25 protein-coding genes and 1 other annotated feature are annotated in these 24206 nt (G+C 52.1%); of the genes, 6 read left to right on the forward strand and 19 right to left on the reverse strand.

Features of this window, described 5'->3' with window-relative positions; translation table 11 throughout:
- Positions 1-58 precede the first annotated feature (58 nt).
- Together NYE29_RS04065 and NYE29_RS04070 are read left to right on the forward strand one after the other, a co-directional pair.
- The gene (locus NYE29_RS04065) at positions 59-832 is read left to right on the forward strand and encodes a LytR/AlgR family response regulator transcription factor (protein WP_340894517.1); all 774 of its coding nucleotides are present in this window, start codon (positions 59-61) and stop codon (positions 830-832) included.
- Positions 829-2130 carry an ATP-binding protein gene (locus tag NYE29_RS04070; protein ID WP_340894519.1) on the forward strand — a complete coding sequence of 434 codons (1302 nt, stop codon included), beginning with the start codon at positions 829-831 and terminating at the stop codon, positions 2128-2130. The genes NYE29_RS04065 and NYE29_RS04070 overlap by 4 nt, the downstream gene beginning before the upstream one ends.
- 26 nt (positions 2131-2156) lie before the next feature.
- Here the strand turns inward: NYE29_RS04070 and NYE29_RS04075 are convergent, their stop codons facing one another.
- From NYE29_RS04075 to NYE29_RS04120, 10 genes are all read right to left on the reverse strand, one after another.
- Positions 2157-2486 (reverse strand): hypothetical protein, encoded by a 330-nt coding sequence (locus tag NYE29_RS04075; RefSeq protein ID WP_076113506.1) that lies wholly within the window; start codon positions 2484-2486, stop codon positions 2157-2159.
- Entirely contained in the window at positions 2473-2649 is a 177-nt protein-coding gene (locus NYE29_RS04080; RefSeq protein WP_156130817.1) for a hypothetical protein, read from the reverse strand. Before NYE29_RS04080 ends, NYE29_RS04075 begins: the two co-directional genes overlap by 14 nt.
- A complete protein-coding gene (locus NYE29_RS04085; RefSeq protein ID WP_144024455.1) occupies positions 2646-2954 on the reverse strand; it encodes a hypothetical protein in 309 nt (102 codons plus the stop codon). The genes NYE29_RS04080 and NYE29_RS04085 overlap by 4 nt, the downstream gene beginning before the upstream one ends.
- Positions 2955-3186: 232 nt before the next feature.
- Entirely contained in the window at positions 3187-4818 is a 1632-nt protein-coding gene (groL, locus tag NYE29_RS04090; protein ID WP_038586705.1) for a chaperonin GroEL, read from the reverse strand.
- 189 nt (positions 4819-5007) lie between these two features.
- Positions 5008-5289 carry a co-chaperone GroES gene (groES, locus tag NYE29_RS04095; protein WP_340894527.1) on the reverse strand — a complete coding sequence of 94 codons (282 nt, stop codon included), beginning with the start codon at positions 5287-5289 and terminating at the stop codon, positions 5008-5010.
- A gap of 494 nt (positions 5290-5783) precedes the next feature.
- On the reverse strand, positions 5784-6548 hold the full coding sequence (gene tatC / locus NYE29_RS04100) for a twin-arginine translocase subunit TatC (RefSeq protein ID WP_038586700.1): 765 nt from the start codon (positions 6546-6548) through the stop codon (positions 5784-5786).
- 111 nt (positions 6549-6659) lie between these two features.
- Positions 6660-6902 (reverse strand): twin-arginine translocase TatA/TatE family subunit, encoded by a 243-nt coding sequence (tatA, locus tag NYE29_RS04105; protein ID WP_038586698.1) that lies wholly within the window; start codon positions 6900-6902, stop codon positions 6660-6662.
- 128 nt (positions 6903-7030) lie between these two features.
- Positions 7031-7516 (reverse strand): MogA/MoaB family molybdenum cofactor biosynthesis protein, encoded by a 486-nt coding sequence (locus NYE29_RS04110; protein WP_076113505.1) that lies wholly within the window; start codon positions 7514-7516, stop codon positions 7031-7033.
- 175 nt (positions 7517-7691) lie between these two features.
- The gene (gene moaC / locus NYE29_RS04115) at positions 7692-8165 is read right to left on the reverse strand and encodes a cyclic pyranopterin monophosphate synthase MoaC (protein ID WP_076113504.1); all 474 of its coding nucleotides are present in this window, start codon (positions 8163-8165) and stop codon (positions 7692-7694) included.
- Positions 8156-8797, reverse strand: coding sequence for a 5-formyltetrahydrofolate cyclo-ligase (locus tag NYE29_RS04120; protein WP_340894529.1), 642 nt, complete (start codon positions 8795-8797; stop codon positions 8156-8158). Before NYE29_RS04120 ends, moaC begins: the two co-directional genes overlap by 10 nt.
- Positions 8798-9075: 278 nt before the next feature.
- Here NYE29_RS04120 and NYE29_RS04125 point away from each other — a divergent pair, with 278 nt between their 5' ends.
- The gene (locus NYE29_RS04125; RefSeq protein ID WP_076113502.1) at positions 9076-11031 is read left to right on the forward strand and encodes an ABC-F family ATP-binding cassette domain-containing protein; all 1956 of its coding nucleotides are present in this window, start codon (positions 9076-9078) and stop codon (positions 11029-11031) included.
- A 478-nt stretch (positions 11032-11509) separates the two neighbouring features.
- Here NYE29_RS04125 and NYE29_RS04130 read toward each other — a convergent pair whose 3' ends face one another.
- The 7 genes from NYE29_RS04130 to NYE29_RS04160 all read right to left on the reverse strand — a co-directional run bounded on the left by NYE29_RS04130 (position 11510) and on the right by NYE29_RS04160 (position 18233).
- On the reverse strand, positions 11510-13084 hold the full coding sequence (locus tag NYE29_RS04130) for a 2-isopropylmalate synthase (protein ID WP_340894530.1): 1575 nt from the start codon (positions 13082-13084) through the stop codon (positions 11510-11512).
- A gap of 407 nt (positions 13085-13491) precedes the next feature.
- Positions 13492-13783: a binding site (T-box leader), on the reverse strand.
- Between the two features lie 448 nt (positions 13784-14231).
- Entirely contained in the window at positions 14232-15281 is a 1050-nt protein-coding gene (tsaD, locus tag NYE29_RS04135) for a tRNA (adenosine(37)-N6)-threonylcarbamoyltransferase complex transferase subunit TsaD (protein ID WP_340894532.1), read from the reverse strand.
- The gene (rimI, locus tag NYE29_RS04140; protein WP_038586681.1) at positions 15278-15802 is read right to left on the reverse strand and encodes a ribosomal protein S18-alanine N-acetyltransferase; all 525 of its coding nucleotides are present in this window, start codon (positions 15800-15802) and stop codon (positions 15278-15280) included. Before rimI ends, tsaD begins: the two co-directional genes overlap by 4 nt.
- Positions 15799-16632, reverse strand: a complete 834-nt coding sequence (gene tsaB / locus NYE29_RS04145; protein ID WP_340894533.1) for a tRNA (adenosine(37)-N6)-threonylcarbamoyltransferase complex dimerization subunit type 1 TsaB — start codon at positions 16630-16632, stop codon at positions 15799-15801. Before tsaB ends, rimI begins: the two co-directional genes overlap by 4 nt.
- Positions 16629-17120 (reverse strand): tRNA (adenosine(37)-N6)-threonylcarbamoyltransferase complex ATPase subunit type 1 TsaE, encoded by a 492-nt coding sequence (gene tsaE, locus NYE29_RS04150; RefSeq protein WP_445322152.1) that lies wholly within the window; start codon positions 17118-17120, stop codon positions 16629-16631. Before tsaE ends, tsaB begins: the two co-directional genes overlap by 4 nt.
- A 300-nt stretch (positions 17121-17420) precedes the next feature.
- Positions 17421-17606, reverse strand: coding sequence for an H-type small acid-soluble spore protein (locus tag NYE29_RS04155; RefSeq protein ID WP_076113499.1), 186 nt, complete (start codon positions 17604-17606; stop codon positions 17421-17423).
- A 402-nt stretch (positions 17607-18008) separates the two neighbouring features.
- Positions 18009-18233 carry a hypothetical protein gene (locus NYE29_RS04160; protein ID WP_340894534.1) on the reverse strand — a complete coding sequence of 75 codons (225 nt, stop codon included), beginning with the start codon at positions 18231-18233 and terminating at the stop codon, positions 18009-18011.
- Between the two features lie 116 nt (positions 18234-18349).
- On the opposite strand from NYE29_RS04160, the gene ku reads away from it, so the two are divergent.
- From ku to ligD, 3 genes are all read left to right on the forward strand, one after another.
- On the forward strand, positions 18350-19318 hold the full coding sequence (gene ku, locus NYE29_RS04165; protein ID WP_076113497.1) for a non-homologous end joining protein Ku: 969 nt from the start codon (positions 18350-18352) through the stop codon (positions 19316-19318).
- Positions 19319-19354: 36 nt separating this feature from the next.
- A complete protein-coding gene (locus NYE29_RS04170) occupies positions 19355-20302 on the forward strand; it encodes an ATP-dependent DNA ligase (protein WP_076113496.1) in 948 nt (315 codons plus the stop codon).
- A 72-nt stretch (positions 20303-20374) separates the two neighbouring features.
- Positions 20375-21259 (forward strand): non-homologous end-joining DNA ligase, encoded by an 885-nt coding sequence (gene ligD / locus NYE29_RS04175; RefSeq protein ID WP_076113495.1) that lies wholly within the window; start codon positions 20375-20377, stop codon positions 21257-21259.
- Between the two features lie 181 nt (positions 21260-21440).
- Here ligD and NYE29_RS04180 read toward each other — a convergent pair whose 3' ends face one another.
- Positions 21441-22349, reverse strand: coding sequence for a YitT family protein (locus tag NYE29_RS04180; protein ID WP_076113494.1), 909 nt, complete (start codon positions 22347-22349; stop codon positions 21441-21443).
- Positions 22350-22517: 168 nt separating this feature from the next.
- A complete protein-coding gene (gene cls, locus NYE29_RS04185) occupies positions 22518-23948 on the reverse strand; it encodes a cardiolipin synthase (protein WP_340894537.1) in 1431 nt (476 codons plus the stop codon).
- Between the last annotated feature and the right edge of the window lie 258 nt (positions 23949-24206).

Genomic DNA, 24206 nt, shown 5'->3' on the forward strand with positions numbered 1-24206 from the left:
CAGGTTATTGTCGTTTTTAAGGAGCACTTCATAACATCTGGCCCGTTTTTCCCTGGAAATGTATAATAGAGCGATAAATACGGAACGGAGTGAAGGCATGATTCATATCGCCGTTTGTGACGACGATCTGCAGGCTGCAGGACAGATTGAGAACCTGATTTTAGATGCCCGGCACCAATGTTCGGAAGAGCTGGAGGTATCCCTCTATTACTCCGGGGAAAGTTTCGCCCAGGCTCTTCAGGACGGAGACCGCTTTGACCTTATTTTCATGGATATTGAAATGGGTGGAATGGATGGAATTACAGCGGGGCAAGTGCTGCGGGAAGATGACGGAAATGATCTTGTACAATTGATTTATATCTCCAGCCATGAGCAGTATCATCTGCAGCTGTTCGATGTGCGGCCGTCGGGTTTTATTAAAAAACCGGTTGATCCGGAAGCATTCATACATAAGCTTATTCCCGCCTTGCAAAAGGCCATACGCACCCGCCAGCAGGGCAAAACCAACTTCCTGCCGGTACAGCAAAAAGGAAAGGAGCTGCTGATCCCTTTTCGGGACATCCTCTATTTGGAGAGCAGCATCAGACGGGTTTCCCTTATCACGAAGGACAGGGAGATCCAGTATTACGGCATGCTTAAGGATGAGGAGCGCAAGCTGCCCGGCGGTCATTTCGTGCGGATTCACCAATCTTACATTGTGAACTTTTTCTTTATTAAAGAAATCAGTGCGAAGAGGGTTACGCTCGTCAGCGGCAAGGAGCTGCCGGTCAGCGAGAAGCACAGCTTATCCGTGCGGAAAGCCTACCTCAGCTTTAGGGGGACGCTCGTATGAATACCATGCTGCGGGAAGAGCTGCTGTATCTCATCACTTTTCCGCTGATTCCTGTAATCCTTCATTATTTCTTCAGCCGCAGCTTCACCTGCCGGATCAAGAGCAAACCTTATCTTGTCCTGATCTACGCTCTCTATATGGCTAGTCATCTCGCGCTGCATCACAGCCAGCTTCCGGACATGGTTCTGCTCACCGCAAATACCGGCTTGATCTTCTTGTTATCACTGCTCTACCGGGGGGATAACCTGTGGAGGGGGTATTCCGCCTTTTTTGTTACGGCTCTCATCTTTCTTGGCGAAGCCGTAATGCCGTTTGCGTATACGGATAACGGATACATAGCAAACCTCTTTCTTTCCAAACTGCTGGTATTGTCACTCGTATACCTTCTGCTGCGGATCACCAAAGGGGAAGGACGCGGTAATTTAGCGGGATGGTACTGGAGTCTGCTGTTGGTCTGCCCTGTTCTGAGCGTTATTACTTTGGTCTCGCTGTCGGACAACTTCTTCTTCCAGGCGTATCCCAACCTGTTCCCCGTGGTACCTACCCTGCTGCTGGCGATCAACTGCCTGATTTTTGTGCTCAGCGACCATATCCTATGTGTGCAGTCCGAGAGAAGCAAACGTCTGCTGCTGGAACAGCAGAACACCTACTATGTTAACCAATATCTGATGACCCGGGACAAGCAGGAGGAAGCCTTCAAATTTCAGCATGACTTCAAAAATATCCTGCTTGGCCTGCGCGCCGGGCTTGCCAAAGATGAAGAAACTTCCGTCCATGAACTGGACCGGCTGCTGGGCACAATTGGACAGCCTGCTGGCAGCTGCGATACCGGAAACCCGGTCATTGATGCGATGATCAGCTACAAGGAGCAGACCGCAGGCAGCTATGACACCCCCTTTCGCTTAGAGCTGAACATTCCGCCGCAGCTTGAGCTGGACACTACGGTGATCAGCGTCATTCTCGGCAATACCCTGGACAATGCAATTGAAGCCTGCCGGGAGACCTTTAATCAGGAGCGTTATGTCTTGATCCATATGCATTATCTGAATGACAGCTTGTTCATAAAAATTCAGAATCCGTATGCCCATGAAATCAGCACCAACCGTTATGGTGAAATCTCTTCGACCAAGGCCGATACACGGTCGCATGGCATCGGACTGCGAAACATCCGGAAAACTGTGGAGGAATGGGGCGGCCTGCTGGATATTTCCTATAACAGCGGTCTGTTTCAAGTCGAGGTCGTTCTGTTCCATATCCCAAGAAAGCTTGATAAAACTATGAGTACAACGATCATATAAAGACAAAAAAACCACCTCCAGGTGGCTTATTTGTCTTTATTGCTCTCCCAAATGTCCTTATGCGTCCAACCTGCATGCACTAGAAGGAGCAGGGTCAGGATCATAACAAACTCTCTGAAACTATTGGAAGTACTCTCTATGTTGTATCCAAAAACAATATTCAACCGGCCCCACATCAGATTGAGGCAGAGCAGCGCGACGGTAATGTAGGTCACCCATACACTGCGGAGGTACAAATTATAACTCCGCTGCGGGCCGCGTCCGATGAAATATTTACTGTAACGGATCACATAGGCGGTGAACACGAAAAATGCAATGGCTTCCAGTGTGAATATAGTTAAATCAATAATTTCCATGAAGGTCATCTCCTCTCTTGCCTAAGCCGGAACGGTGCAGGTCAATAAGGCTTTCGATATCATTCGATTCATAGGCTTCCTGGATTCTGCCTAGTTTTTCAATCTCCCGTTTTACACGACTGGGTTTGATCTCGCTCTTTCTGAATATATCGAGGAGCTTCACTTGTCGACGACCTCCTCACCATTGGTTTTATCGGTGCTCCCTCTTTCTATTAGAAGTTTGACGAGTGTACGATTGTATTGGTTAAGCTGTTTCTCGTTCTCCTCATCGCGTTTCTGATAGTTCTGAATGATCTTTTCCTTACTGGCTAACTGCCTAACGCTCCAGATTAATGCAATAGAGAGAAGGACATTGAGCACGACTGAACCGCTGTTGTCGTTAAATAGGCCAGTCAATGCGTTCAAATCCATCATCATCCCCCCGTTCGTTGTTGGTCTGAGATTCCTGTTGTTTTCGGGTCTAAGCATAATCTGCTCAACCTGTCCAACCTTTCGGCACAAGACATATCATGCTTCGAGCCGGAAGATCGTATATTGTAATCTATTCTTTTTTTATGATTTTGATTGGGTAAAATAGTATTTTGTTAGAATCGCTTCCGTTCCACCTGAACTATTAATCATTCCTGCTGCATCCGGACAACAAAAAAACGGGACCTGTGAAGGTCCCGTTTCTTTGGATAAATAAGGTTGTGTAGACGAATTACATCATGCCGCCCATACCGCCCATGCCGCCCATATCTGGCATTCCGCCGCCTTTTTCAGGCTCCGGTTTGTCAGCGATGACAGCTTCGGTGGTCAGGAACATTGCAGCTACGGATGCTGCATTTTGCAGCGCGTAACGAGTTACTTTGGCAGGGTCAACGATCCCTGCTTCGAACATGTTCACCCACTCATCGGTAGCAGCGTTGTAGCCGATGCCGATAGCTTCTTTTTTCAGACGGTCCACGATTACGGAACCTTCTTGACCAGCGTTTGCTGCGATTGTGCGGACAGGCTCTTCCAAAGCGCGCAGTACAATGTTCACGCCTGTTTTTTCGTCGCCTACTGCATTTACAGCAGCTACAGCAGCATATACGTTCACAAGAGCAGTACCCCCACCGGAGACGATACCTTCTTCAACCGCAGCGCGGGTTGCGTTCAGGGCATCTTCGATGCGAAGCTTGCGTTCTTTAAGTTCTGTTTCAGTTGCAGCGCCTACTTTAACAACGGCTACGCCGCCGGCCAATTTAGCCAGACGCTCCTGCAGTTTTTCCTTGTCGAACTCGGAAGTGGTTTCTTCCAGTTGGGAACGGATTTGGCTTACGCGTGCATTGATGTCCGCTTTGTCGCCGCTTCCGTCTACGATTGTAGTATTTTCTTTGGTTACACGCACTTGACGGGCGTTACCCAGTTGTTCGATAGAAGTGCTTTTCAGGTCCAGTCCAAGCTTCTCGGTGATCACTTGGCCGCCAGTCAGGGCAGCGATGTCCTGCAGCATAGCTTCGCGGCGGTCGCCAAAGCCAGGAGCTTTAACAGCAACAGCGTTGAATGTTCCGCGCAGTTTGTTCACGATCAGCATCGCCTGTGCTTCGCCTTCGATATCTTCAGCGATGATTACGAGCGGACGCGCCTGTTGTACGATCTTCTCAAGCAGCGGAAGAATTTCTTGGGTGCTGCTGATTTTTTTGTCGGTGATCAGGATGTACGGGTTCTCCAGAACAGCTTCCATTTTGTCCGTATCAGTGATCATATAAGGGGAAATATAGCCACGGTCGAACTGCATGCCTTCTACCACTTCAAGCTCAGTCAGGAATCCGCGGGATTCTTCAACGGTGATTACGCCGTCTTTGCCGACTTTTTCCATAGCTTCAGCAATCAGTTGGCCCACTTCATCGTCAGCAGCGGAGATAGCAGCTACTTGAGCGATAGCCTGGGAGTCTTCGATTGGTTTGGCAATATTCTGCAGTTCAGCAACAGCTGCTTTAACCGCTTTGTCGATCCCTTTGCGGATAACCATCGGGTTAGCGCCTGCAGTTACGTTCTTCAGGCCTTCACGGATCATGGCTTGTGCCAGAACAGTTGCAGTTGTAGTACCGTCACCAGCTACATCGTTGGTTTTGGTAGCAACTTCTTTAACGAGCTGTGCGCCCATGTTCTCGAATGCATCTTCAAGTTCGATTTCTTTGGCGATGGTAACACCGTCATTGGTGATCAGCGGGCTGCCGAATTTCTTCTCAAGCACCACGTTGCGGCCTTTAGGTCCGAGTGTAACTTTTACCGCATTTGCCAAAGCATCAACACCGCGCAACATCGAGCGGCGGGCGTCTTCACTGAATTTAATTTCTTTTGCCATTGTGTAATTAACCTCCTAAATTTTTGTGAACGTTACCTCACTGAATTGGCTTCGACAAAAATCACTTCGAAAGCACACGCTTAAGTTATGTGAGCGTTACTTCTTGAAACGGTATCGTGCAAAACTGGCGTTTGAAAGCATCGCTTAGTTTTGTGTAAGTAATTTAGCTATAACTTATGAACGGTCTTCTTAGTCAAGAATCGCGTGAATGTCGCTTTCTTTCATAATCAAATATTCTTTACCTTCGTATTTGATTTCAGTTCCGGCATATTTCGAGAAAATCACGCGGTCGCCTTCTTTAACTTCGAGTGGTATACGCACTCCGTCTTTCAATACACCGCTGCCTACAGCGATAATTTTACCCTCTTGCGGTTTCTCCTTAGAGGAGTCCGGAAGCACAATCCCGAAAGAAGTGGTTTCCTCTTGCTCGCTTGGTTCTACCAATACGCGTTCACCTAGTGGTTTGATCATGAAAAATAGCCTCCTTTGAAATTATGTTGTTTACCTTGAAAACATAGATAGGGTACCGGTGAATCCCAAGGATTCATGCGGCAGTTATGAAAATATCGTCTTAAGCGCAGCTTTTAAGCGCTAATCCCATATTTTCGAGCAGCATTAGCACTCAACCCTCTGTAGTGCTAACAACAATTTTTATGATACTCAACTTGGGGACGGATTTCAAGTCCTTTTACGTAAATTGTGATCTGTTTTTGGGAAAAATATGGTTTCGGAGGTTGTCCGACACATACTCTCTTACATTCTATCCAGCAGAAAATAAAATATGCTGCGGATTGCCAGGGCAACGAACGTTTCTCCGCCATTCGGATACTGAGCCTCGCCAATCTGCTGTTAGTATGGAGTTTCAATAGGATATGCCCTGTATCCCGCTGGCAGAAGCCAGCCCCAACTGCAGCAGCCGGCCACAGCCGCAGAGCAGCCCTGCGGGAGTCTTCTCCCCGCCGGGCCTACTCTTTCCTGACGTAGCGCGCCTCCCGCTCGTTGTCCATAGCCAGCTGCTTGCGGTAAACGAACGCAGACAGAAACACGCTGAACTCATACAGCACCAGCAGCGGGATCGTCACCAAAAAGTCCGAGATGAAATCGGGTGGTGTGATGACCACTGCGATGAAGACGAGCGCAAAATAGGCGTATCTCCGCATCTTACGCAGCCGCAGCGGATTGAGAATTCTCAGCTTCGTCAGGAACATAACAAGCAGCGGCAGCTCAAAGAGCAGAGCCAGCGGAATCACCAAGCTGAACATAAAGCTGAAATACTGTGCGATTCCGTAGGTTTCTTCCAGTCCCATGCCGCGGGTGATCGAGATGGTAAACGACAGCGCCATCGGAAATACAATGTAATAGGCAAAGGCAATGCCCAGCAGAAAAAGGATAAACACATAGGGCACATACCGCAAAGCCGCACTCCGCTCCACTTGCCGCAGCCCGGGACTGATGAAAGCCCACAGCTGATAGACGATGAAAGGCAGGGATACCGTTAGCGAAACTGCCATGGCAATCTTCATGTACATGCCAATGCCATCCCAGAAAGAGAAGGCATGCAGTACAAAACCCTGGGCATGGTCCGCATGGATCAGGTATAAATAGATCGGTTTGGCGACGAACAGTCCGCCTATGAGACCCACTACAAAAACAATCAGCACGTAGATAATCCGCCTACGCAGTTCGGTGAGATGTTCAACTACCGACATTTCTTCCGGTTCCAGAGTCATGACAGACACCACCCAATTGACATATGTATAGCATGATTAATGGCAGAAAAAAAGGGCGTCTTCCCAGTCTGAAACAGAACTGAGAGAAACGCCCCCGCGTAATGGATGGTATTACTCCGGCAGGCGTCTGTCCTGCGGGAGTTCTGTTGCTAATATGTGCGGGGCCGGCGGAACAGGAGCCTCACTCTTCTTGGCCGGCTCAGGTTCGCTGATAATTTCACGCGCCCCGTCCTTAAATTCGCGGAAGGTCCGCCCGACTGCCCGGCCAAGCTCAGGAAGCTTGTTGGGGCCAAAGAGCAATAGCGCTAAAATGACCAGTAAAATAATTCCGGGAGCACCAATACCGTTTAGCATAGTCATTCCTCCTTGTCACTTTGTCCGTTCATGATATCGTTAACAATAAATTAATAATACCATAACTTATGTCACACATCCATCTGTTATCCGGGATGATTTCTGTGACAGGACTGGAATTGACAACTTTATTGACGGTACTGGCCGGTTACCATGAGCAGTGCTTCAGGCAGTTGATCCATAATCGCTGCCAGATTCTCATGGACACCCTTCGGTGTACCCGGCAAATTAACGATCAGCGTTCTCCCGCGAATGCCGCAAATGCCGCGGAACAGCATAACCGAGCGGTTCTTCTGCATGACGGTACTGCGCATGGCCTCAGAGAGGCCGGGCACCTCCCGCTCAATCACACGCCGTGTAGCTTCCGGCGTAACATCACGAATCGCCAGATCAGTTCCTCCGGTAGTCAGCACCAGATCCGCCTGGAAATAATCCGTAAGTTCAATCAAAGCAGCAATAATCTCATCCTGCTCATCCGGCACGATCCGGTACTCAATAATCTCACCGCCGAGCTCCTCTTCCACCAGTTCCCGAATAACCTGGGCGCTCGTGTCTTCCCGTTCGCCCCTGGCCCCCTTATCGCTGGCCGTCAGGATTGCTGTTTTCCACGCCATAGGTTGTCCCTCCCTCTCTATGTATTATGTATGGAAGGCCTGCATTGCGCTGCCTCCTCGCACTTTCCGCCAAGAAGAACGGCTGCGCCGCCCTTTTTAGCAAATAAATACGTCCGCGGGTAATACTCTGAATGACACTCAGGTATCTGTTGTTGCGCTAAGCCTATTGCCACTCCTATGCTTCCAGCGCGTAATCTCCGTTTTTCCCGCCGCTCTTGGATACCAGCATCGTCGGACCGATAATCATGTCCTTTTGCAGCGCCTTGCACATGTCATATACAGTCAGCGCCGCCGCAGAAACCGCAGTCAGCGCCTCCATCTCCACTCCGGTCTTTCCGGTCGTCTTGACGGTTGCTTCTATATAGAGTTCATCTTCGCTGTTATCCGAGAAGCTGATATCAACACCGGTAAGCGGCAGCGGGTGGCACATTGGAATCCAGCTGGAGGTGTTCTTCGCGGCCATAATTCCGGCAACCTGGGCAACAGCCATAACATCGCCTTTGCCGATCTTGCCCGCTTTAATGGCCGCAAGCGTGTTCGGGTCCATCTGCACCTTGCTCCGCGCGACAGCTGTCCGCTTGCTAATTTCCTTGTCGCTGACATCCACCATGCGCGCTCTGCCCTGCTCATTGAAATGGGTTAACTCCACAGCTCCCTCTCCTTCCGGCAATGAATAATGCCGTCTTCCGTAATCAGCATGTCCATATAGGCATCATGGTCATCCATCGGCACTTCCTGCACCAGCTGCTGTCCGTACGCCAGTCCGGCCCATACCGGCGGTCTGGCGGATTCCGTAAGCTCCGCTTCCCAAGCTGCCCGCAAGCGGTCATAGTAGCCGCGCCCGTAACCGAGCCGTCCGCCCCGGGGGTCGAAGGCCAGCCCCGGCACGAATACAACATCCGGCACTCCCTCAGGGCACGGGAGCTCTATAGCGCCGGTAATCGGCTCTTGGATCCCGTAAGCTCCCGGCGCCAAATCCTCCCAGGAAGCTACCGCATGCAGGCTCATCCTTCCGCTGGCCTGAATTACCCGGGGTAGCACTACCTTACGTGCTTGCGCCCAAGCCGCGGTGATAAGCGGACGGGTATCCAGCTCCGAGCGGAACGAAACATAGGCCATGAATGAAGATGCTCCTTCCTGCCGGAGCCATTCTGATGCATGACTGCAGGCCAGAGAAGACCAGAACGTCCTCTGATCCAAGGACAGACTGTCACGGAGGGCGGCTTTCTCCGCGCGAAGCTCCCGCTTCCACTCAGCTAGCGGGAGCTTTTGGCCCGTCATAAGCAGCCGCCTCCTCTTGTTCATATACCTAGCTTATCATAGTTTGTAAACTCAGTTTACCACTCTTCTCCCCGGTTCGCCAAGGTAGCTTGAATCACGTTGTTATACGAATCATCACCCAACTATTTTTCGCTCCAGTACCCGGATTTCCCCTTCGGACGCTGGGGTCTACCTCTCGCGCCGCAAACGCTTTTCATGTAAACTATAGAATAAGTAAGTAATATGGCCGAAGCGTTCAAAGCCGAGGCGAAATAAGCAAGGGCGGAGGTTTCATCGGTATGCTTCTTCAAGCGACAGGAATTACGAAATCATATGGTATACAAAGCGTGCTGGACGGCATCAGTCTGCAAGTAAACGAGAAGGAAAGAGTGGGGCTCGTCGGCGTCAACGGCGCCGGCAAATCCACCTTTCTGCAGATTCTCGCAGGCGAGATGTCTTTTGACAGCGGGCAAATTCATAAATCCAAGGAAACCACAATCGGCTACCTGGCCCAGAACAGCGGCCTCCAGTCGGACAAGACCATTCAGGAGGAAATGCTGGCTGTCTTTGCTCCGCTGATTGAAGCGGAAGCCGAGCTGCGGCAGCTGGAAGCCAGTATCGCCGATCCCCGGCTCGCGGAGGATCCGAAGCGCTATGAGGACCTGCTGGAACGGTATGCCAAACGTTCGGATTGGTTCAAGGACCACGGCGGATATGAGATGAATACGCGGATTCGCAGCGTGCTTCATGGTATGGGCTTCGGTGAATTTGCACCGGAGACACCTATCGCGACGCTAAGCGGCGGGCAGAAGACGCGGCTGGCACTGGCCCGTATCCTGCTTCAGGCTCCGGATCTGCTCATGCTGGATGAGCCGACCAACCATCTGGATATCGAGACGCTCACCTGGCTGGAAGATTACCTGCGCGGCTATGCCGGCGGCATCCTGGTCGTCTCCCATGACCGGTATTTCCTCGACCGGCTGGTCACGACCATCGTTGAAATTGAACGGCATCAGTCCCGGAGATACACCGGGAACTACAGCCGCTACATGGAGCTGAAAGCTGCAGAGTATGAAATCCGCATGAAGCAATATGAGAAACAGCAGGATGAAATCTCGCGGATGGAGGATTTCGTGCAGCGTAATATCGTGCGCGCCTCCACCACCAAGCGTGCGCAGAGCCGCCGCAAAGCACTCGACAAAATGGACCGCCTCGACAAGCCGCTGGGGGATCTCAAGAAGGCCAGCTTCTCCTTCGAGCCTGATTTCATGTCGGGCAAAGAGGTGCTGCAGCTCCGTGACGTCGCTGTGGCCTTCAGCGAAAAATCGGCACCGCTGTTTCAGCACGCTTCCTTCGAGCTGCGGCGCGGCGAAACTGCGGCGCTGATTGGCCCGAACGGGATCGGTAAATCCACGCTGCTGCAGTGCCTGACTGGCACGCGCGAACCTTCGGCCGGAACGGTCAACTGGGGAACAAAAGTGAAAATCGCGTACTACGATCAGGAACAGACCCGGCTGAATCCGCGCAATACGGTGCTGGAAGAGTTATGGAGCGAGTACCCGATGCTGGAAGAAGCGCGAATCCGCACTATCCTCGGCAACTTCCTGTTCAGCGGCGAGGATGTCCTGAAGAAAGTCGCTGCCCTCAGCGGCGGCGAGAAAGCACGGGTAGCACTCTCGAAGCTCATGCTGCGCGGTGCGAACATGCTCATTCTCGATGAGCCGACCAACCATTTGGATCTGGTGAGCCGTGAAGTGCTGGAATCGGCGCTAATCGATTTCGAGGGGACGCTGCTTTTTATCTCCCATGACCGTTATTTTCTTAATAAAATGGCCGAGCGCGTTCTGGAGCTTCACCCCGGCGGCATCGACCAATATCTCGGAAATTATGACGACTATGTCGAGAAGAAGAAGGAGCTTGAAGACATCGCACTGGAGGAAGCCGAACTTGCCTCTGCCAAAGCGTCCCGGAATGCTGACATCGAAGCTTCAGCAGCAGAAAAAGGCACCGCTTCTTCCTATGAAGCCGACAAACAGGCCAAACGCGAGGAACGCAACCGCCAGCGGCGGATTTCCGAGCTGGAAGAGAACATTGCCCGGCTTGAGGAAGACATCGCCCGTGTCGAAAATGAAATGACCAAACCTGAAGTTTATCAGGACTATATGGCGCTTCAAGAACATGAAAGCGACCTGAAGAGCAAGAAAGCAAATCTTACAGAATTATTTAGCGAATGGGAAAACCTTGCTGACGAATAATGTAAATGTGTTAAATAAATATTTTTTAAGTGTTTCTGATTTGTTCAAAAATACTTATCCACAAGCTCATCCACAGATTTCGTGTATAACTCACGCTTCAAAAAGGCCCTTGGGGCCTTTTTTTAGGCGTAAAATCGCTATTTTCGTTGTCAAGGACTTTTTATCCACCGAATTATCCACATTATCCACAATTTCCACAAGAAATGTCCTCTGGAGAAATCAGCATTTTGATGCTTCAAAAAAAGGGCGTTATTGCTGATTTTACACGGTTTTTACACAACTCGGACAGAATATGTGGATAACGTTGTCCACATCTTGACAAAAGATGCATTCGCTAATTTTCTACCTTTTTCGCCAAAAAAATTAGAGGTGCTCCAGCAGTAAAAAGCCCTCATCCTGCTGTGCACAGGATGAGGGCCTTTCCATGTATTCCTCAGTCAGAAAACTCAACGGCCTGATGAGGATTCTTCGCGCTCCTTTAGGATTCCGCGGCCTGAAATTCCGCTGCCACCGGATCAGCCTCTTCCCCGGCAGACAGCAGCGCCGAATTGCACGCAGCAATGTAGGCAATCCCCGCCGCCATTACAATATCCTGATGGATCGCTGTCCCCCGGAATTTGCAGCCTGCCCATTCCACCATAACGGCAGCCTCAGCCTGGGCGTTCTCACCGCTGCCGAGCGAATGCAGCTCCAGACCGTCAAAGCGGATCTGTTCAGTGATGCCTTGCGCGATCGCTGCAATGACTGCCTCCAGCGGACCGTTGCCGGTGCTGGTATGCGAGGTCTCCTTGCCGCTTTTCAGGTGATGCACCGTAACAGCAGCTACACGGCGCGGCGCACTGCCGGCCAGCACCTGAACCTCGCCCAGCCCGTAGACCTGCGCCTGCTGCCCTGTTGTGCTGCTGACCATCCGCAGCAGTTCGTCGTCGCTGACAGCCTTTTGACGGTCAGCGGTCTCCTTGAAGGATTCGTAGAGCGCGTCAAGCTCTGCCGGATCCAGGGCAATACCGTACTTCGCCGCCCGGTCCTTCAGCGCATGTCTGCCGGAGTGCTTACCCAGAATGATCATGCTGCGCGGAATGCCCAGCCGTTCAGGGTCCATGATCTCGTAGGTGCTGCGGTCCTTCAGCAGGCCGTCCTGATGAATCCCCGATTCATGCTGGAAGGCGTTTCTGCCGACAACCGGCTTGTTGTAGGCAATCGGAAAATGCATCGCCCCGCTGATGATCCGGGAAGTATCGTACAGCTTATCGAGAACGATTCCCGTCTCTGCGCCAAGGACGTCCCCGCGGGTTTCCAGAGCCATAACCAACTCCTCCAATGCACAGTTGCCTGTACGTTCACCAACGCCGTTAACCGTGACCTCGATTTGGGTCGCGCCGCCCGCGATCGCTGCCAGGCTGTTCGCTACAGCAAGGCCCAAATCGTTGTGGCAATGGGCACTGTAGCTCACGTTCCCGCCGCCTCTGGCACCCAGCCGCACCCGGCGGAACATCTCTCCGTATTCCTGCGGCAGCGCATAGCCGACTGTATCCGGCAGATTAATAATAGTCGCCCCTTCTTCAATGACCGCTTCCACCATCTCGATCAGATCGTCGATCCCTGTCCGTGCGGCATCCATGGCGGTAAATTCCACGACATCGCAGAACTGGCGGGCATAGGCTGTCATTTCACGGGCGGCTGCAACCACCTCGGGTCTGCTCTTGCGCAGCTGATGGCGCAGGTGAATGTCGGAAGAGGAGATGAACAGGTGAATCCGCCGGCGCTGCGCGTCCCGGGTTGCCCGGACTGCGGCATCGATGTCACCTTTGACCGCGCGGGCGAAGCCGCAAATCTCTACGCCCTCCACCTTGCGGGAAATCGTCTCCACCGCTGCAAAATCACCCGGACTCGAGACCGGGAAACCCGGCTCCAGCACATCGACACCCAGTTCGGCGAGCTTGTAGGCCAATATTATCTTTTGCTCGGGAGTCAGGCTCGCACCGGGGGCCTGCTCACCGTCTCGCAGTGTCGTGTCAAAAATCTGTATACGTTTCTTCACCGGAATAATCATGGAATAACCTCCTGAAAGTGGGTTGCGTAACCGCATCCCCTTAGTGTGAGTATGCATTTTGCTGAGTTGGTCAGCGTGGTGGTCTGAGCTTTTGTATTACATTTTGGAATACATTTTGGATTACATTTTTGTATTGCCGCTTGTATTACATTTTGTCTAACACATTGTCATCCTGTCTGTCTCACACTTTGTCTTCCAGTCAGGTCTTACGTGTTCTTCCCTGGCACTTCCTGCGCAGAACCGCACGTCGACTTGCGGCTCTGCTGATTTCCCGCCCACTGCTGCCGGCAGCAAGTAGAGAGTGGACCTCCCGCAGCATGCGGAAAGCCGTCACTCTCAAACGCCGTTACCGGAGGTGTCCGGTCCCCCGTTCACCTCCTGAACAACGCAAAAACCCGCCGTCTCAATAAAGAGACGGCGGGTCACCCCTCCGCGGTACCACTCTTTTTGACACATAGGCTCCTGGTAATGCCAAGCCCAGCTGCGTCCAGCTCTTCCCCATGTATCGTGTCCGGTTCCATAAGGAACCGGACACGATACATGAAGGTCCGTTAACGGGGACAACCGTTGCGGCGTACCTCATGCCTTTCCGCCGCTCCGCTCCCGGGCGAGATTCAATGTTTTCCGGTGACTGCGTCGCACCACCCCGCAGCTCTCTGTTCACCTTCGTCATCTACTGCTCCCGTTCATTGCGTGTATTCATATTGATTTTGACCTCTGGAACCCTGAAAATCCATACAAAAAAGCCTGCCATCTCATTCAAGAGACGACAGGCTGTTAACCTTCGCGGTACCACTCTTGTTGATATCACGGATCAGCCAAACCTCTGCCATCCTAAGATATCCACTTTACAGCCAAGCAAGATCATCCGGCCTCATAATAATTCCGCCTGTCTTACCCGACCACCCTCTCACGGAGGTAACCCGTAACGGTGTACGAAAGGTACGGCAATCCTGCACGCCGTTCAACACTCCTGTGAACAGGAGGCCCCTGCTTCCACCGCTCCGCTCCCGGACGAGTTCAGGGCTCCTTCGACTGCGTCGCACCTGCCCGCAGCTCTCTTATCCCGGAGTTTCCTTACTGCTTCCATTCATCGCGTTTTGTTTCGTTTAATTGCCTTTGATTATACCCGCGGCTCCAGATGCTGTCAATAGGCGGCTACCGACCACTTCTCCAGCGACAAGCCGGGATCGGCCACCATGTCCAGCGGTGTGTCTCCGTCATGTACCCATTTGACATAGGCCGCCGCGCCGATCATCGCCGCATTGTCGGTGCAGTACACCGGCGGCGGGATGATCAGTTCGATCTTTTCCCTGTCACAACGGGCAATCAGCGCTTCACGCAAGCCTTTGTTCGCAGCAACCCCGCCGCACAGCAGCAGTTGTTTGGCCTCGCAGGCTTTTACGGCACGCACGGCTTTCTCTACAAGCACCTCGACAACCGACTCCTGGAAACCGCGGGCGATGCCGGCAACATCCGGCGTGAGCCCCTTCATCTTGCTCTGATTGACTACATTCAGCACAGCCGACTTCAGACCGCTGAAGCTGAAATCATAGGAATCCGGCTCTAGCCAGACCCGCGGCAGCGGCACAGCTTCCTCCGCCTCCCGGGCCAGCCGGTCTACATGGGGGCCGCCGGGATAAGGAAAACCAAGCGCCCGCGCCACTTTGTCATAAGCCTCGCCTACTGCATCGTCACGGGTGCGTCCAATGATCCGGAATTCCCCTTCCCGTTCCATATTCACGAGTTCAGTGTGTCCCCCGGACACTACAAGAGTCATGCAGGGATACTGCAATTCCTTGACCAGCCGGTTGGCATAAATATGCCCGGCAATATGATGCGTGCCGATCAGCGGCTTGCCCCAGGCCAGCGCAAGGCTCTTGGCCGCAACTACGCCAACCAGCAGCGCGCCTACCAGCCCAGGACCCTGCGTTACGGCAACTGCGGTCAGCTGTTGCGGCTCAACACCCGCCGCAGCCAGCGCTTCTTCGATGACCAGCGTTATAACCTCGACATGCTTGCGTGAAGCCACCTCAGGAACTACACCGCCGAACGCGCGGTGTGTCTCAATCTGGCTTGAAATGATATTCGACAGCACCTCGCTGCCGTCCTTGATAATCGCGACCGATGTCTCGTCACAGCTGGTTTCAATAGCTAATATAAGTACAGGCTGAGCTCCGCCCGTTTCTGTCTTCATTTCAGATCCACGCTTCCTTCCATCATTCCATGCTCCTCGTACTCCGGCAGATCCGCCCACATAATAAGCGCATCCTCACGGTTGTCGGAATAGTAGCCCTTGCGGGTACCCGCGGGCCGGAAGCCTTTTTTTCGATATAAATTCTGGGCTACCTCGTTGGAGACCCGCACCTCCAGCGTAATCGACTTCATGCCTAAATAAGCGGCTGTCTTCATCAGTTCATCCAGCAGCCTGTCCCCCCATTTGCGTCCCCGGTAGGCCTCGAGCAGGGCGATGTTCGTCACATGGGCTTCGTCCACAATTGCCCACATTCCGGCGTACCCGATAATATGGCTCTCCAGCTCCATAACCATATATTTAGCGAAATGATTATGCGTCAGCTCGTTGCGGAACGCTTCCTCGGTCCATGGCATAGTGAAGGCTTCCCGCTCAATTACAAGAATTTCGGGAATATCCTCCAGCTTCATCAGGCGGAAAATAAGCTCGCTACCCTGGTCTCTAATTGGCTCCGATTCCGTCATCTTTTGTTCAGGCTCCCTTCACTGCTCCGGCGCAGATTCGCTTCCGCTTCGGAAAGCTGGGTATAGTTCGGGATTAACCCGTGAATATCGTCACTTCCCGCCAGCAGCCGTTCCTCACCAAGGAAGCCTGTCCAGCGGCCCTCCAGCTCATAAGGTACGGCCCGCACACAACCTTCTTCCATCAATGTACGAAGGCTCTCCTCGCTGCCGTGCAGCTCGGTCTCCCCGACAAACCACAGGATACGCGGCTTTACGCCCTCTGCCGCTGCCTGCTTAAGCCGTTCTTCCAGCTGCAGCACCCAGTCTGCCATAAGGCGGATCGCATCGGGCTCAAGCCGCTTCGGGGACTCATCGCCATTGGCGGCAAACAACGCCGTATATGCTTGGCCCCGGCGCGCGTCGAGCAGCGGAATAATCCAGTCCGGGCCGTTCCCGGCCTTCTCCGGCACCTGTCCTCCGGCTTCCGGGCGCTGCTGCGCAAGAGCGGCGCCAAGGCCGCCCCAGGCCAGTGCATGCAGGCTCGACACGCCCGCTACCGGAACCTTCCAGGCCCAGGCCAGCGTCTTCGCTGCTGTAACCGCAATGCGCGTTCCCGTATAGGAACCGGGTCCGACTCCGACGGAGACTCCTCCCAGCATGTCGGGGGTAGTTCCCGAAGCCTGCAGCGCCTCCTGAATAATCGGCAGCAGATGGACCGAATGGTTCCGCTCCCCGGATGCATTAATTTCATGCAAAAGCCTGCCGTCTCCGGTGATGGCTACACCCAGGACAGCCGTTGATGTATCCAGCGACAAAAACCGCTTGCGCGGCTCTTTATTTTCATTCGTCATCTTTCTTTACCCCACTTCTGGATCAGAGCCCGGCAGACCTCGCCGTAAGGCTCTCCGATTCCGGTAACCGTGATCAGTCGTTCGTCCGGCCCGGCTGTTTCCATGTATATATGCAGATGCCGCGGCGGCATCAACTCTTGTATAATGCTGCTCCATTCCACCAGGCAAACGCCCTGTCCGTAAAAATATTCATCCAGCCCCAGCTCGTCCGCTTCCTGAAGCGAAATCCGGTATACATCCATATGATACAGCGGCAATCTGCCTTCATATTCTTTAATAATTGTAAAAGTAGGACTGTTTACAATCCCTTGTACGCCCAAATGGCGGGCATACCTCTGCGAGAATGCCGTTTTGCCCGCACCCAAATCGCCGTCCAGGCCGATAACCATCCCCGCCGTTGAAGCAGCAGCGACAGCGGCAGCGAGCAGCTCCGTATCCTGCAAGCTGTAAGAACGGTAAGTAAACACCGTTTCAACAATATTGTCCAAGCTGCAACTACCACCTTTTAGAATATACCTTACCGGTAACAATACTCTTAATTATATCGGTATGGTACTGCTACCGCAACAACCTGCTCTACTCCTTTCCCTCGGCAGCAAAGCCCCCGTTGCCGGTCTTTCTTATGCTGCAAGTGCAGTTATCCGTTCCCGGGCGCAGGAAGAGCAGGTTATGCGAGTCCACTTATTCTAACGGTTTCATAATCATGCATCGACAATTTGCCAAATACAAAAAACCGATTGAATAGGGGATACCCTTCAACCGGTTGGGTTCATTGCCTGCCATTAATTCTAACTTCCCTGCTCCTCCAGCCGTTCCACACCAACGGTATGCGTATTGGTCGGCCGAGAGCCGACCTGTACCGTAGCCATGCCATTATCCGCATCAACATGCTCAATCCATACCGGCTCTCCATCCAAATGCACGGAGATCATTTCTTTGGAGGCATAAATAGCCTTCGCCCGCTGTACATCCATTTTTTTGGCTCCTTAAAGTTTTGTGAGCATATGCTCCATTGATTATCATCGTACACAACTATATAAGTTGAACTTTAGATTTACCGAGCCGGCATAGAACGCAACTGCGGTGAATATTTGGACTTCCGGCCGCTGTTGTCTACAGATTTCTTGATGAATAACCGCTCTTAGCGATGGAAATCCGTAAACTTGCTTATGCTTTCGAAGCGAGCTTTCCTGCGGAAAGCTTTCAGGCGGTCACTATCGCTCCTACAGTTCCAAAATTCCCCTCCGCTGCTTTTGCCTCTAGGTAGTTCTTTAGTTCAACTAATATAGCTTCGGGAAGCTTGCTCTTTATTTTTGTAAATATACGTTTTTTCACGCCCTAGCTTGATTCTTTTCCTTCACAACATCACACTAAGGTCAATGTTCCTCTGTCTCCTCCTCGGCAGCAGGCGGCTCACCAATCGTTGCTACCGCATCGAGGTGCTCTGACTCATCACTTAACCCATTGTCCTCCCGTACCGCAATAATGTTCTCCCAATCCACGACCTCTGCCGGAATGTCCTGCTCCGATAAGCTGTCGATCCATTCATTCGGTCCACGCCCCATATAATACCTCCGCTGCGTTCCTGATTCTTTTTTCATCCTTCAAGGTTTGCTGACTTTATTTTTTCCCATGCTTCGCAAAAAATGCATCCGGCTAGAAAAAGCCCCGCCGCCCCATACTAAGCCAAAGCACTTATTATCAGGAGGCGATATCCATGCATACCGTTTGGAAAGGAGCCATCAGCTTCGGGCTTGTACATGTTCCGGTCAAAATGTTCTCCGCCACGGAGGATAAGGACATTTCCCTGCGTTATATCCACAAGGAATGCGGCAGTCCGCTGTCATACGTGCGCAAATGTCCCGTGTGTGACAAGGAAGTAGCCTGGGAAGAAATTGGCAAAGGCTATGAGTATGAGAAGGGGAAATTTGTCCTCTTCGACAAAGAGGAGCTGGATCAGCTTACCGAGGAGAGCAGCAAAAGCATCACCATTTTGGACTTTGTGGATTTAACGGAGATCGACCCGATTTATTTTCAAAAGACCTATTATCTTTCTCCCGATCAGGCCGGGATGAACGCCTACCGGCTGCTGATGGAAGCTATGCGCCAGACCGGAAAGATCGGCATTGCCAAAATTTCCATCCGCTCCAAAAGCAGTCTCGCCGCCATCCGCGTCTTGTCAGACTGCCTGGCGATTGAAACCATCTATTATCCCGACGAGGTGCGGCCCGTCTCCCAGGTTCCAGGCCTGCCGGAAGCCGGAATGGTCAATGACAAGGAGCTGGATATGGCCAAACTGCTCATTTCCCAGCTGTCCACACCGTTCGAGCCGGCAAAATATACCGATGACTACCGCCAGCGGATGCTGGATCTGATCTCCCATAAAATTGCCGGTGAAGAATTCCATATTGCTCCGGCGCGGCAGGAGAGCAATGTAATCGACCTGATGGCCGCGCTGCAGGCCAGCATCGAAGCGGTTCAGCATATCCCGACCGACCCCGGGCCCTCCCCGTCCGGTTCTGCGGCCAAACCGCAAACAGCCGCTGCCAGGAAAAAAAACGCCAAGGCCAAAACAACAGCCGCCGCTCCTGCAGCCGCTGTGCTTAACGAAGCAACCGGACCGATTCCGGTCATTTCACCTAAGCCGAAACGCCGCAGCGCCAAGAGCAAAGACACGGTTTCCTAAGCTTATTCGCTTATATTTCCTTTAGGAGGGGTTGCTATGAAGCTGCAGCCAGTCATTCCATTTGAGCCTGTACTGGCCGCGCAGCTTCCGTCCGGCGGCGAGTGGATCGCACAAATCAAATGGGACGGTGTACGCATGCTTTCTTATTACGATGGCAGCCATGCAGAGCTCATTAACCGCCGGGGCAACCGCCGCACGCCGCAATATCCCGAGCTGGCCGAGCCCCGCAGCTATTGCCGGGCCGGCTCTTTTATCCTGGACGGAGAAGTCATTGCGCTCAGTGGCGGCAAACCCTCCTTCCATGAGGTCATGCGCCGCGATAGCCTGAAGAATGAAGCAGCCATCCGGGCGGTTAGACCGCAGGTTCCGGTTCTATATATGGTGTTTGACATCCTGTATTGCAACGGACTATGGCTGCTCGATCAGCCCTTATCCAGGAGGCAGCAGTACTTAAATGAAATGCTGCTGCCCCATCCCCACGTCCAGAATGTGCCGAGCTATGCCAATCCGGCGGAGCTGTTCTCCGCAGCCCAGAGCGGCAGTCTGGAAGGCATCGTATGCAAGGACGTGAACAGTACTTACGCGCCGGGAGGGAAAGACAAACGCTGGCAGAAGCGGAAAATCATCTCCGATGTAACTGCCGTCGCCGGCGGGGTAACCTTTCGTGACGGGATTGTAAATGCGCTGCTCTTCGGCCTGTACGATGACAAAGGTAAGCTGCATTACATCGGTCATGCCGGAGCGGGCAGAATGACGGCGGCAAATTGGCGGAACGTGACTGCGGCAGCCCACCGCCTCACCGTCCCGAAGATGCCTTTTGCAGCACTGCCCCAGCGCAGTAAGGATGCGGTATGGATCAAGCCCGAGCTGGTCTTCAAGCTTCATTTTCTGGAATGGAACAGCTCCGGTACCTTTCGCCAACCGGTCATCCAGGCACAAGTAGATCTGCCGCCGCAGTCTTGCCGGATAGAGCAGAAGGGGTAATTAGAAACAAGGAATCAAGCGCAAAAATTGTGCACTGTAGCTATGTACGAGGAAGGAAGGGAGGAATCCGGCATGCCGGCAACGATCAAAGGCTCCATTACTGTAGCCGGACAAGAAATTACGATAACGAACCCCGATAAACCATTATGGCCCGAGGCAGGGATTACCAAACGGATCTATCTGGAAAAGCTGGCCGCACTCTCCCCTTATTTGCTGCGCTATTGCCGGGACCGGCTGCTGACGGTAATTCGCTACCCCCACGGCATTTCCGGCATGTCCTTTTATCAAAAAAACGCCCCGGACCCCCTGCCGGACTTTGTCCGAACGGCGGTACAGGACAAAATTAACTATATCGTGCTTCAGGGCTTGCCAGAGCTGCTCTGGCTGGGCAATCTGGCTGCACTGGAGTTTCATCCTTCCCTGCATTATGCGGGAAGCGGGCTTCCCTGTGAATGGATGATTGATCTTGATCCCTCCCTTGAGGTGGAGCCGCGGATCATGGAAGCGGCCGCTACTGTCGGTGAAGTGCTGAAATCACTGGGACTGGCTTCCATTCCGAAGACTTCGGGGGCCACAGGTGTGCAGATCATCATTCCTATTCGGCCTGGTGTTACTTTTGATGACTTGCGCAAGATCGGGCATTTTGTGGGACGTTATGTCACCGAGAAACGCCCCGATCTGTTCACCCTGGAGCGGCTGAAGAAACACCGCGGAGACAAAATTTATTTTGATTATCTTCAGCACTACGGAGGCAAAACCCTTGCCGCTCCTTATACACCGCGTGCCAGACCGCTGGCCACCGTTTCTACCCCCCTCTTATGGGAAGAGGTGCAGCGCAATGTCTCCCCTGCAGATTTTCATCTGCTGAATATTGAGGAACGCCTCAACCGCATGGGCGATTTAATTGTTGGTGTACCGCCTCAGCCGGTAGAGAACATTATCTCCCGGCTCCCTTAATTCTGAAGCAGCAATAAGCCCGCAACTGCCTTTTCAGGCTGCGGGCTTATCAGGCGTCCAGCTTTTGGACGGAAGGTATTATATATGAGAATACGGCGCTGCCAAACGCAACCGCCCTATTGATTACTCTGACTTTCGTAAATATACCTTCCTTCGGATAGCGTTCAGGTTGTGAGAATCGCTAGTGGATTGATTTTTTCTTAAAGCGGCCGCCTTTAACATCATGGATATTGCCAATTGCGATAAAGGCATCGGAATCCCAATCCTCAACAATCGACTTCAGTTTGGCTTCTTCCAAACGGGTGATTACCACAAAAATCACTTTCTTGTTCTCACCGGAGAAGCCGCCTTCCCCATCAAGATAGGTAACACCGCGTCCCAGACGCTCGGTCAGCGCTTCGCCGATATCACGGAATTTATCGCTGATAATCCATACCGACTTGGATTGATCAAGCCCCTCAAGCGTAATATCAATCAGCTTAAACGCAATATAGTAAGCAATTAGAGAAAACATCGCATTATTCCAGCCGAACACGAAACCTGCGCTTGAAAGAATAAACAGGTTGAAAAACATAACTACCTCACCTACGGAAAACGGCAGCTTCTTAGACACGAGAATGGCAACAATCTCTGTACCATCCAGTGATCCCCCGTAACGTACAACGAGTCCTACACCCACGCCGAGAATGACGCCCCCAAACACTGCGGCAAGCAGCGGTTCCACCGTTATGGGATTTACAGGATGGAGCAGCTGAGTACCGATGGACATTACTACTACGGAAAATAATGTGGATAAGGCAAAGGTTTTGCCAATCTGCTTATAACCTATAACCAGAAACGGCAAGTTAAGCAGCGTCAGCAAAATCCCGAGCGGGATGTCAAAAATATCGGACAGCATAATAGAAATACCTGTAATTCCGCCATCAATCAACTGATTGGGAACAAGAAAAATCTCCAGTGCAACAGACATCATACCCGCCCCGAGCACCATCATAATGATCCGCTGGGCCAGTCTGGCGGTCTTCAAAGCCCCCGACTTCTGCGGCTTCTTCTGTTCCTCATTCGTAAAGACATTTTGGCTCACAGTCATAGAACTCCCCCTATAAAAAAGTATAAACAAGAATAATCGAAAGCATAATTGTTAAGCTATACTTTCTTAAATTTCTTCTTATACCTATATTATATCATAAAAGAAGCTCAAATAAGGAACGGAACATGTTCGCGCCTTCGAAAAGTTAGGGTTTTGACCCTTTTTCCGTCATAATAGCGGCGAAAGCAGCTGACAGAGCCCTTGAATCAACTTGACATTTCGTCCCCTCTTGCTGAATTTTGCAGGGTCAATAAATTCGCTATGCTTGAGATCATTCTGGAACGCTGACTTAAGCGAATTAATGATCTCCGGCTGGAGCAGCACGGCGGTAAGCTCGAAGTTGGAGTAGAAGCTGCGCATGTCCAGATTGGCACTGCCCACAGTAGCCAGCAGATCGTCTATGATCATGACTTTGGCATGCATAAACCCCTTTTTGTAGCGGTAGAATTTCACCCCGGCATCCTGCAGATTCTCCAGATAGGATAAAGAAGCATTATAAACCAGCCTGTTGTCTGGTGTGGCAGGGATAATAATTCTCACATCCACACCGCTGAGCACAGCATTCTTAAGTGCCCGGCAAATCGTCGGATCGGGAATGAAATACGGGGAAGCAATCCAGATTCGCTGCCTGGCTGCACATAACGCGGCAAAATACATTTCCAGCGAGGCATCTATTGCTCCATCCGGACCGCTTGCCACAATCAGCACAGACTCCTGTTCTTCACAGCTGTGCTTTGGAAAAAAGCGGGGATGGCTCAGGGCGTCTCCTGCCGCCAATCTCCAATCCTTAAGGAATACGTATTGCAGATTATAAACTGCATCTCCTTCTAGCCGCAGGTGGGTATCCCGCCAGTAGCCCAGCTTGGGATCCTTGCCCAAATAATCATCCCCGATATTCAATCCGCCCGTATATCCTATTAGACCATCAACAACCAGAATTTTACGGTGATTGCGGTAATTAAAGCGGCGGTCCATGAGTGAGGTCAGCGGCGGCAGAAAGAAATGGACCTCTACGCCCGCATTTTTTAAGGTGCGGATAAATCTGCGGCTCAGCTTATGACTGCCGAGGCCGTCGCATAGCAGACGCACTTTTACCCCCTGGCGGCATTTGCGGATCATGACTTCTTGAAACCGCTCACCCGTCGCATCATCCCGAAAAATATAGAACTCCAGATGGATATTCTCCCGCGCCGTTTCCATCGCTTCCAGCATATCCTCATAGGCCTCTTGGCCGCTGGAAAGAATCCGGCACTTATTGCGTCCGGTAACTGGACTTTCCGAGAGCCCGGAGAGCAGATGCAGCAGTTCATCGCGGCCTTCAAATTCCGGGTTGCCGGTGTCTGACGTATTTTTCACAATCTGAATTTTGCCGGAGACATGGGCGCGAATTTCACGAAGCAGCGGCGTGCAGCGTTTGCCGATCCTACGGTTCTGCCAATAATCATGGCCCAAAAAATAATAGAACAACAGCCCGGCAGGCGGACAGCAGAATGTAATGAACAGCCAGGCCAGCGCTCTTTGCGGACGGCGGTGCTCCAGCAGCAGTATTACGGCAATCTGCAGAATAAAAAGGCATAAAATGATTGCAAATATTCTCAAGGCGCACACCTCCTGAAAGTCTATAATAGCTGTCTCCTGCCTGAGCTTCGTACAAGCCGGTTTCGGGCTTTGGCACCCGCATCACTATGTCCTCCATGAAAAACCGGGAATTAGCTGTACCCAAGCCAATTCTAGTACAGGTTTTGCCGTAACTCTCCTTCTTTATTCAACCAAACCGTTGTCATGTTCGCCAGAGGCCTGGAATACATAGAGTAGTAGGACAATTCGGATGAGCCCATTTAATAACTAACACTCGCA

Origin of the sequence: Paenibacillus sp. FSL M7-1046, assembly GCF_038007405.1 — a bacterium.
GTDB lineage: Bacteria > Bacillota > Bacilli > Paenibacillales > Paenibacillaceae > Paenibacillus_AQ.

What these genes read in the sequence shown, in the direction of transcription:
- NYE29_RS04065 (WP_340894517.1), top strand. Translation starts at nt 59, where the DNA reads ATGTATAATAGAGCGATAAATACGGAACGGAGTGAAGGCATGATTCAT.
- NYE29_RS04070 (WP_340894519.1), top strand. Translation starts at nt 829, where the DNA reads ATGAATACCATGCTGCGGGAAGAGCTGCTGTATCTCATCACTTTTCCG.
- NYE29_RS04075 (WP_076113506.1), bottom strand. Translation starts at nt 2,486, where the DNA reads ATGGAAATTATTGATTTAACTATATTCACACTGGAAGCCATTGCATTT.
- NYE29_RS04085 (WP_144024455.1), bottom strand. Translation starts at nt 2,954, where the DNA reads ATGCTTAGACCCGAAAACAACAGGAATCTCAGACCAACAACGAACGGG.
- groL (WP_038586705.1), bottom strand. Translation starts at nt 4,818, where the DNA reads ATGGCAAAAGAAATTAAATTCAGTGAAGACGCCCGCCGCTCGATGTTG.
- groES (WP_340894527.1), bottom strand. Translation starts at nt 5,289, where the DNA reads ATGATCAAACCACTAGGTGAACGCGTATTGGTAGAACCAAGCGAGCAA.
- tatC (WP_038586700.1), bottom strand. Translation starts at nt 6,548, where the DNA reads ATGACTCTGGAACCGGAAGAAATGTCGGTAGTTGAACATCTCACCGAA.
- tatA (WP_038586698.1), bottom strand. Translation starts at nt 6,902, where the DNA reads ATGCTAAACGGTATTGGTGCTCCCGGAATTATTTTACTGGTCATTTTA.
- NYE29_RS04110 (WP_076113505.1), bottom strand. Translation starts at nt 7,516, where the DNA reads ATGGCGTGGAAAACAGCAATCCTGACGGCCAGCGATAAGGGGGCCAGG.
- NYE29_RS04120 (WP_340894529.1), bottom strand. Translation starts at nt 8,797, where the DNA reads ATGACGGGCCAAAAGCTCCCGCTAGCTGAGTGGAAGCGGGAGCTTCGC.
- NYE29_RS04125 (WP_076113502.1), top strand. Translation starts at nt 9,076, where the DNA reads ATGCTTCTTCAAGCGACAGGAATTACGAAATCATATGGTATACAAAGC.
- NYE29_RS04130 (WP_340894530.1), bottom strand. Translation starts at nt 13,084, where the DNA reads ATGATTATTCCGGTGAAGAAACGTATACAGATTTTTGACACGACACTG.
- tsaD (WP_340894532.1), bottom strand. Translation starts at nt 15,281, where the DNA reads ATGAAGACAGAAACGGGCGGAGCTCAGCCTGTACTTATATTAGCTATT.
- rimI (WP_038586681.1), bottom strand. Translation starts at nt 15,802, where the DNA reads ATGACGGAATCGGAGCCAATTAGAGACCAGGGTAGCGAGCTTATTTTC.
- tsaB (WP_340894533.1), bottom strand. Translation starts at nt 16,632, where the DNA reads ATGACGAATGAAAATAAAGAGCCGCGCAAGCGGTTTTTGTCGCTGGAT.
- NYE29_RS04155 (WP_076113499.1), bottom strand. Translation starts at nt 17,606, where the DNA reads ATGGATGTACAGCGGGCGAAGGCTATTTATGCCTCCAAAGAAATGATC.
- NYE29_RS04160 (WP_340894534.1), bottom strand. Translation starts at nt 18,233, where the DNA reads ATGAAAAAAGAATCAGGAACGCAGCGGAGGTATTATATGGGGCGTGGA.
- ku (WP_076113497.1), top strand. Translation starts at nt 18,350, where the DNA reads ATGCATACCGTTTGGAAAGGAGCCATCAGCTTCGGGCTTGTACATGTT.
- NYE29_RS04170 (WP_076113496.1), top strand. Translation starts at nt 19,355, where the DNA reads ATGAAGCTGCAGCCAGTCATTCCATTTGAGCCTGTACTGGCCGCGCAG.
- ligD (WP_076113495.1), top strand. Translation starts at nt 20,375, where the DNA reads ATGCCGGCAACGATCAAAGGCTCCATTACTGTAGCCGGACAAGAAATT.
- NYE29_RS04180 (WP_076113494.1), bottom strand. Translation starts at nt 22,349, where the DNA reads ATGACTGTGAGCCAAAATGTCTTTACGAATGAGGAACAGAAGAAGCCG.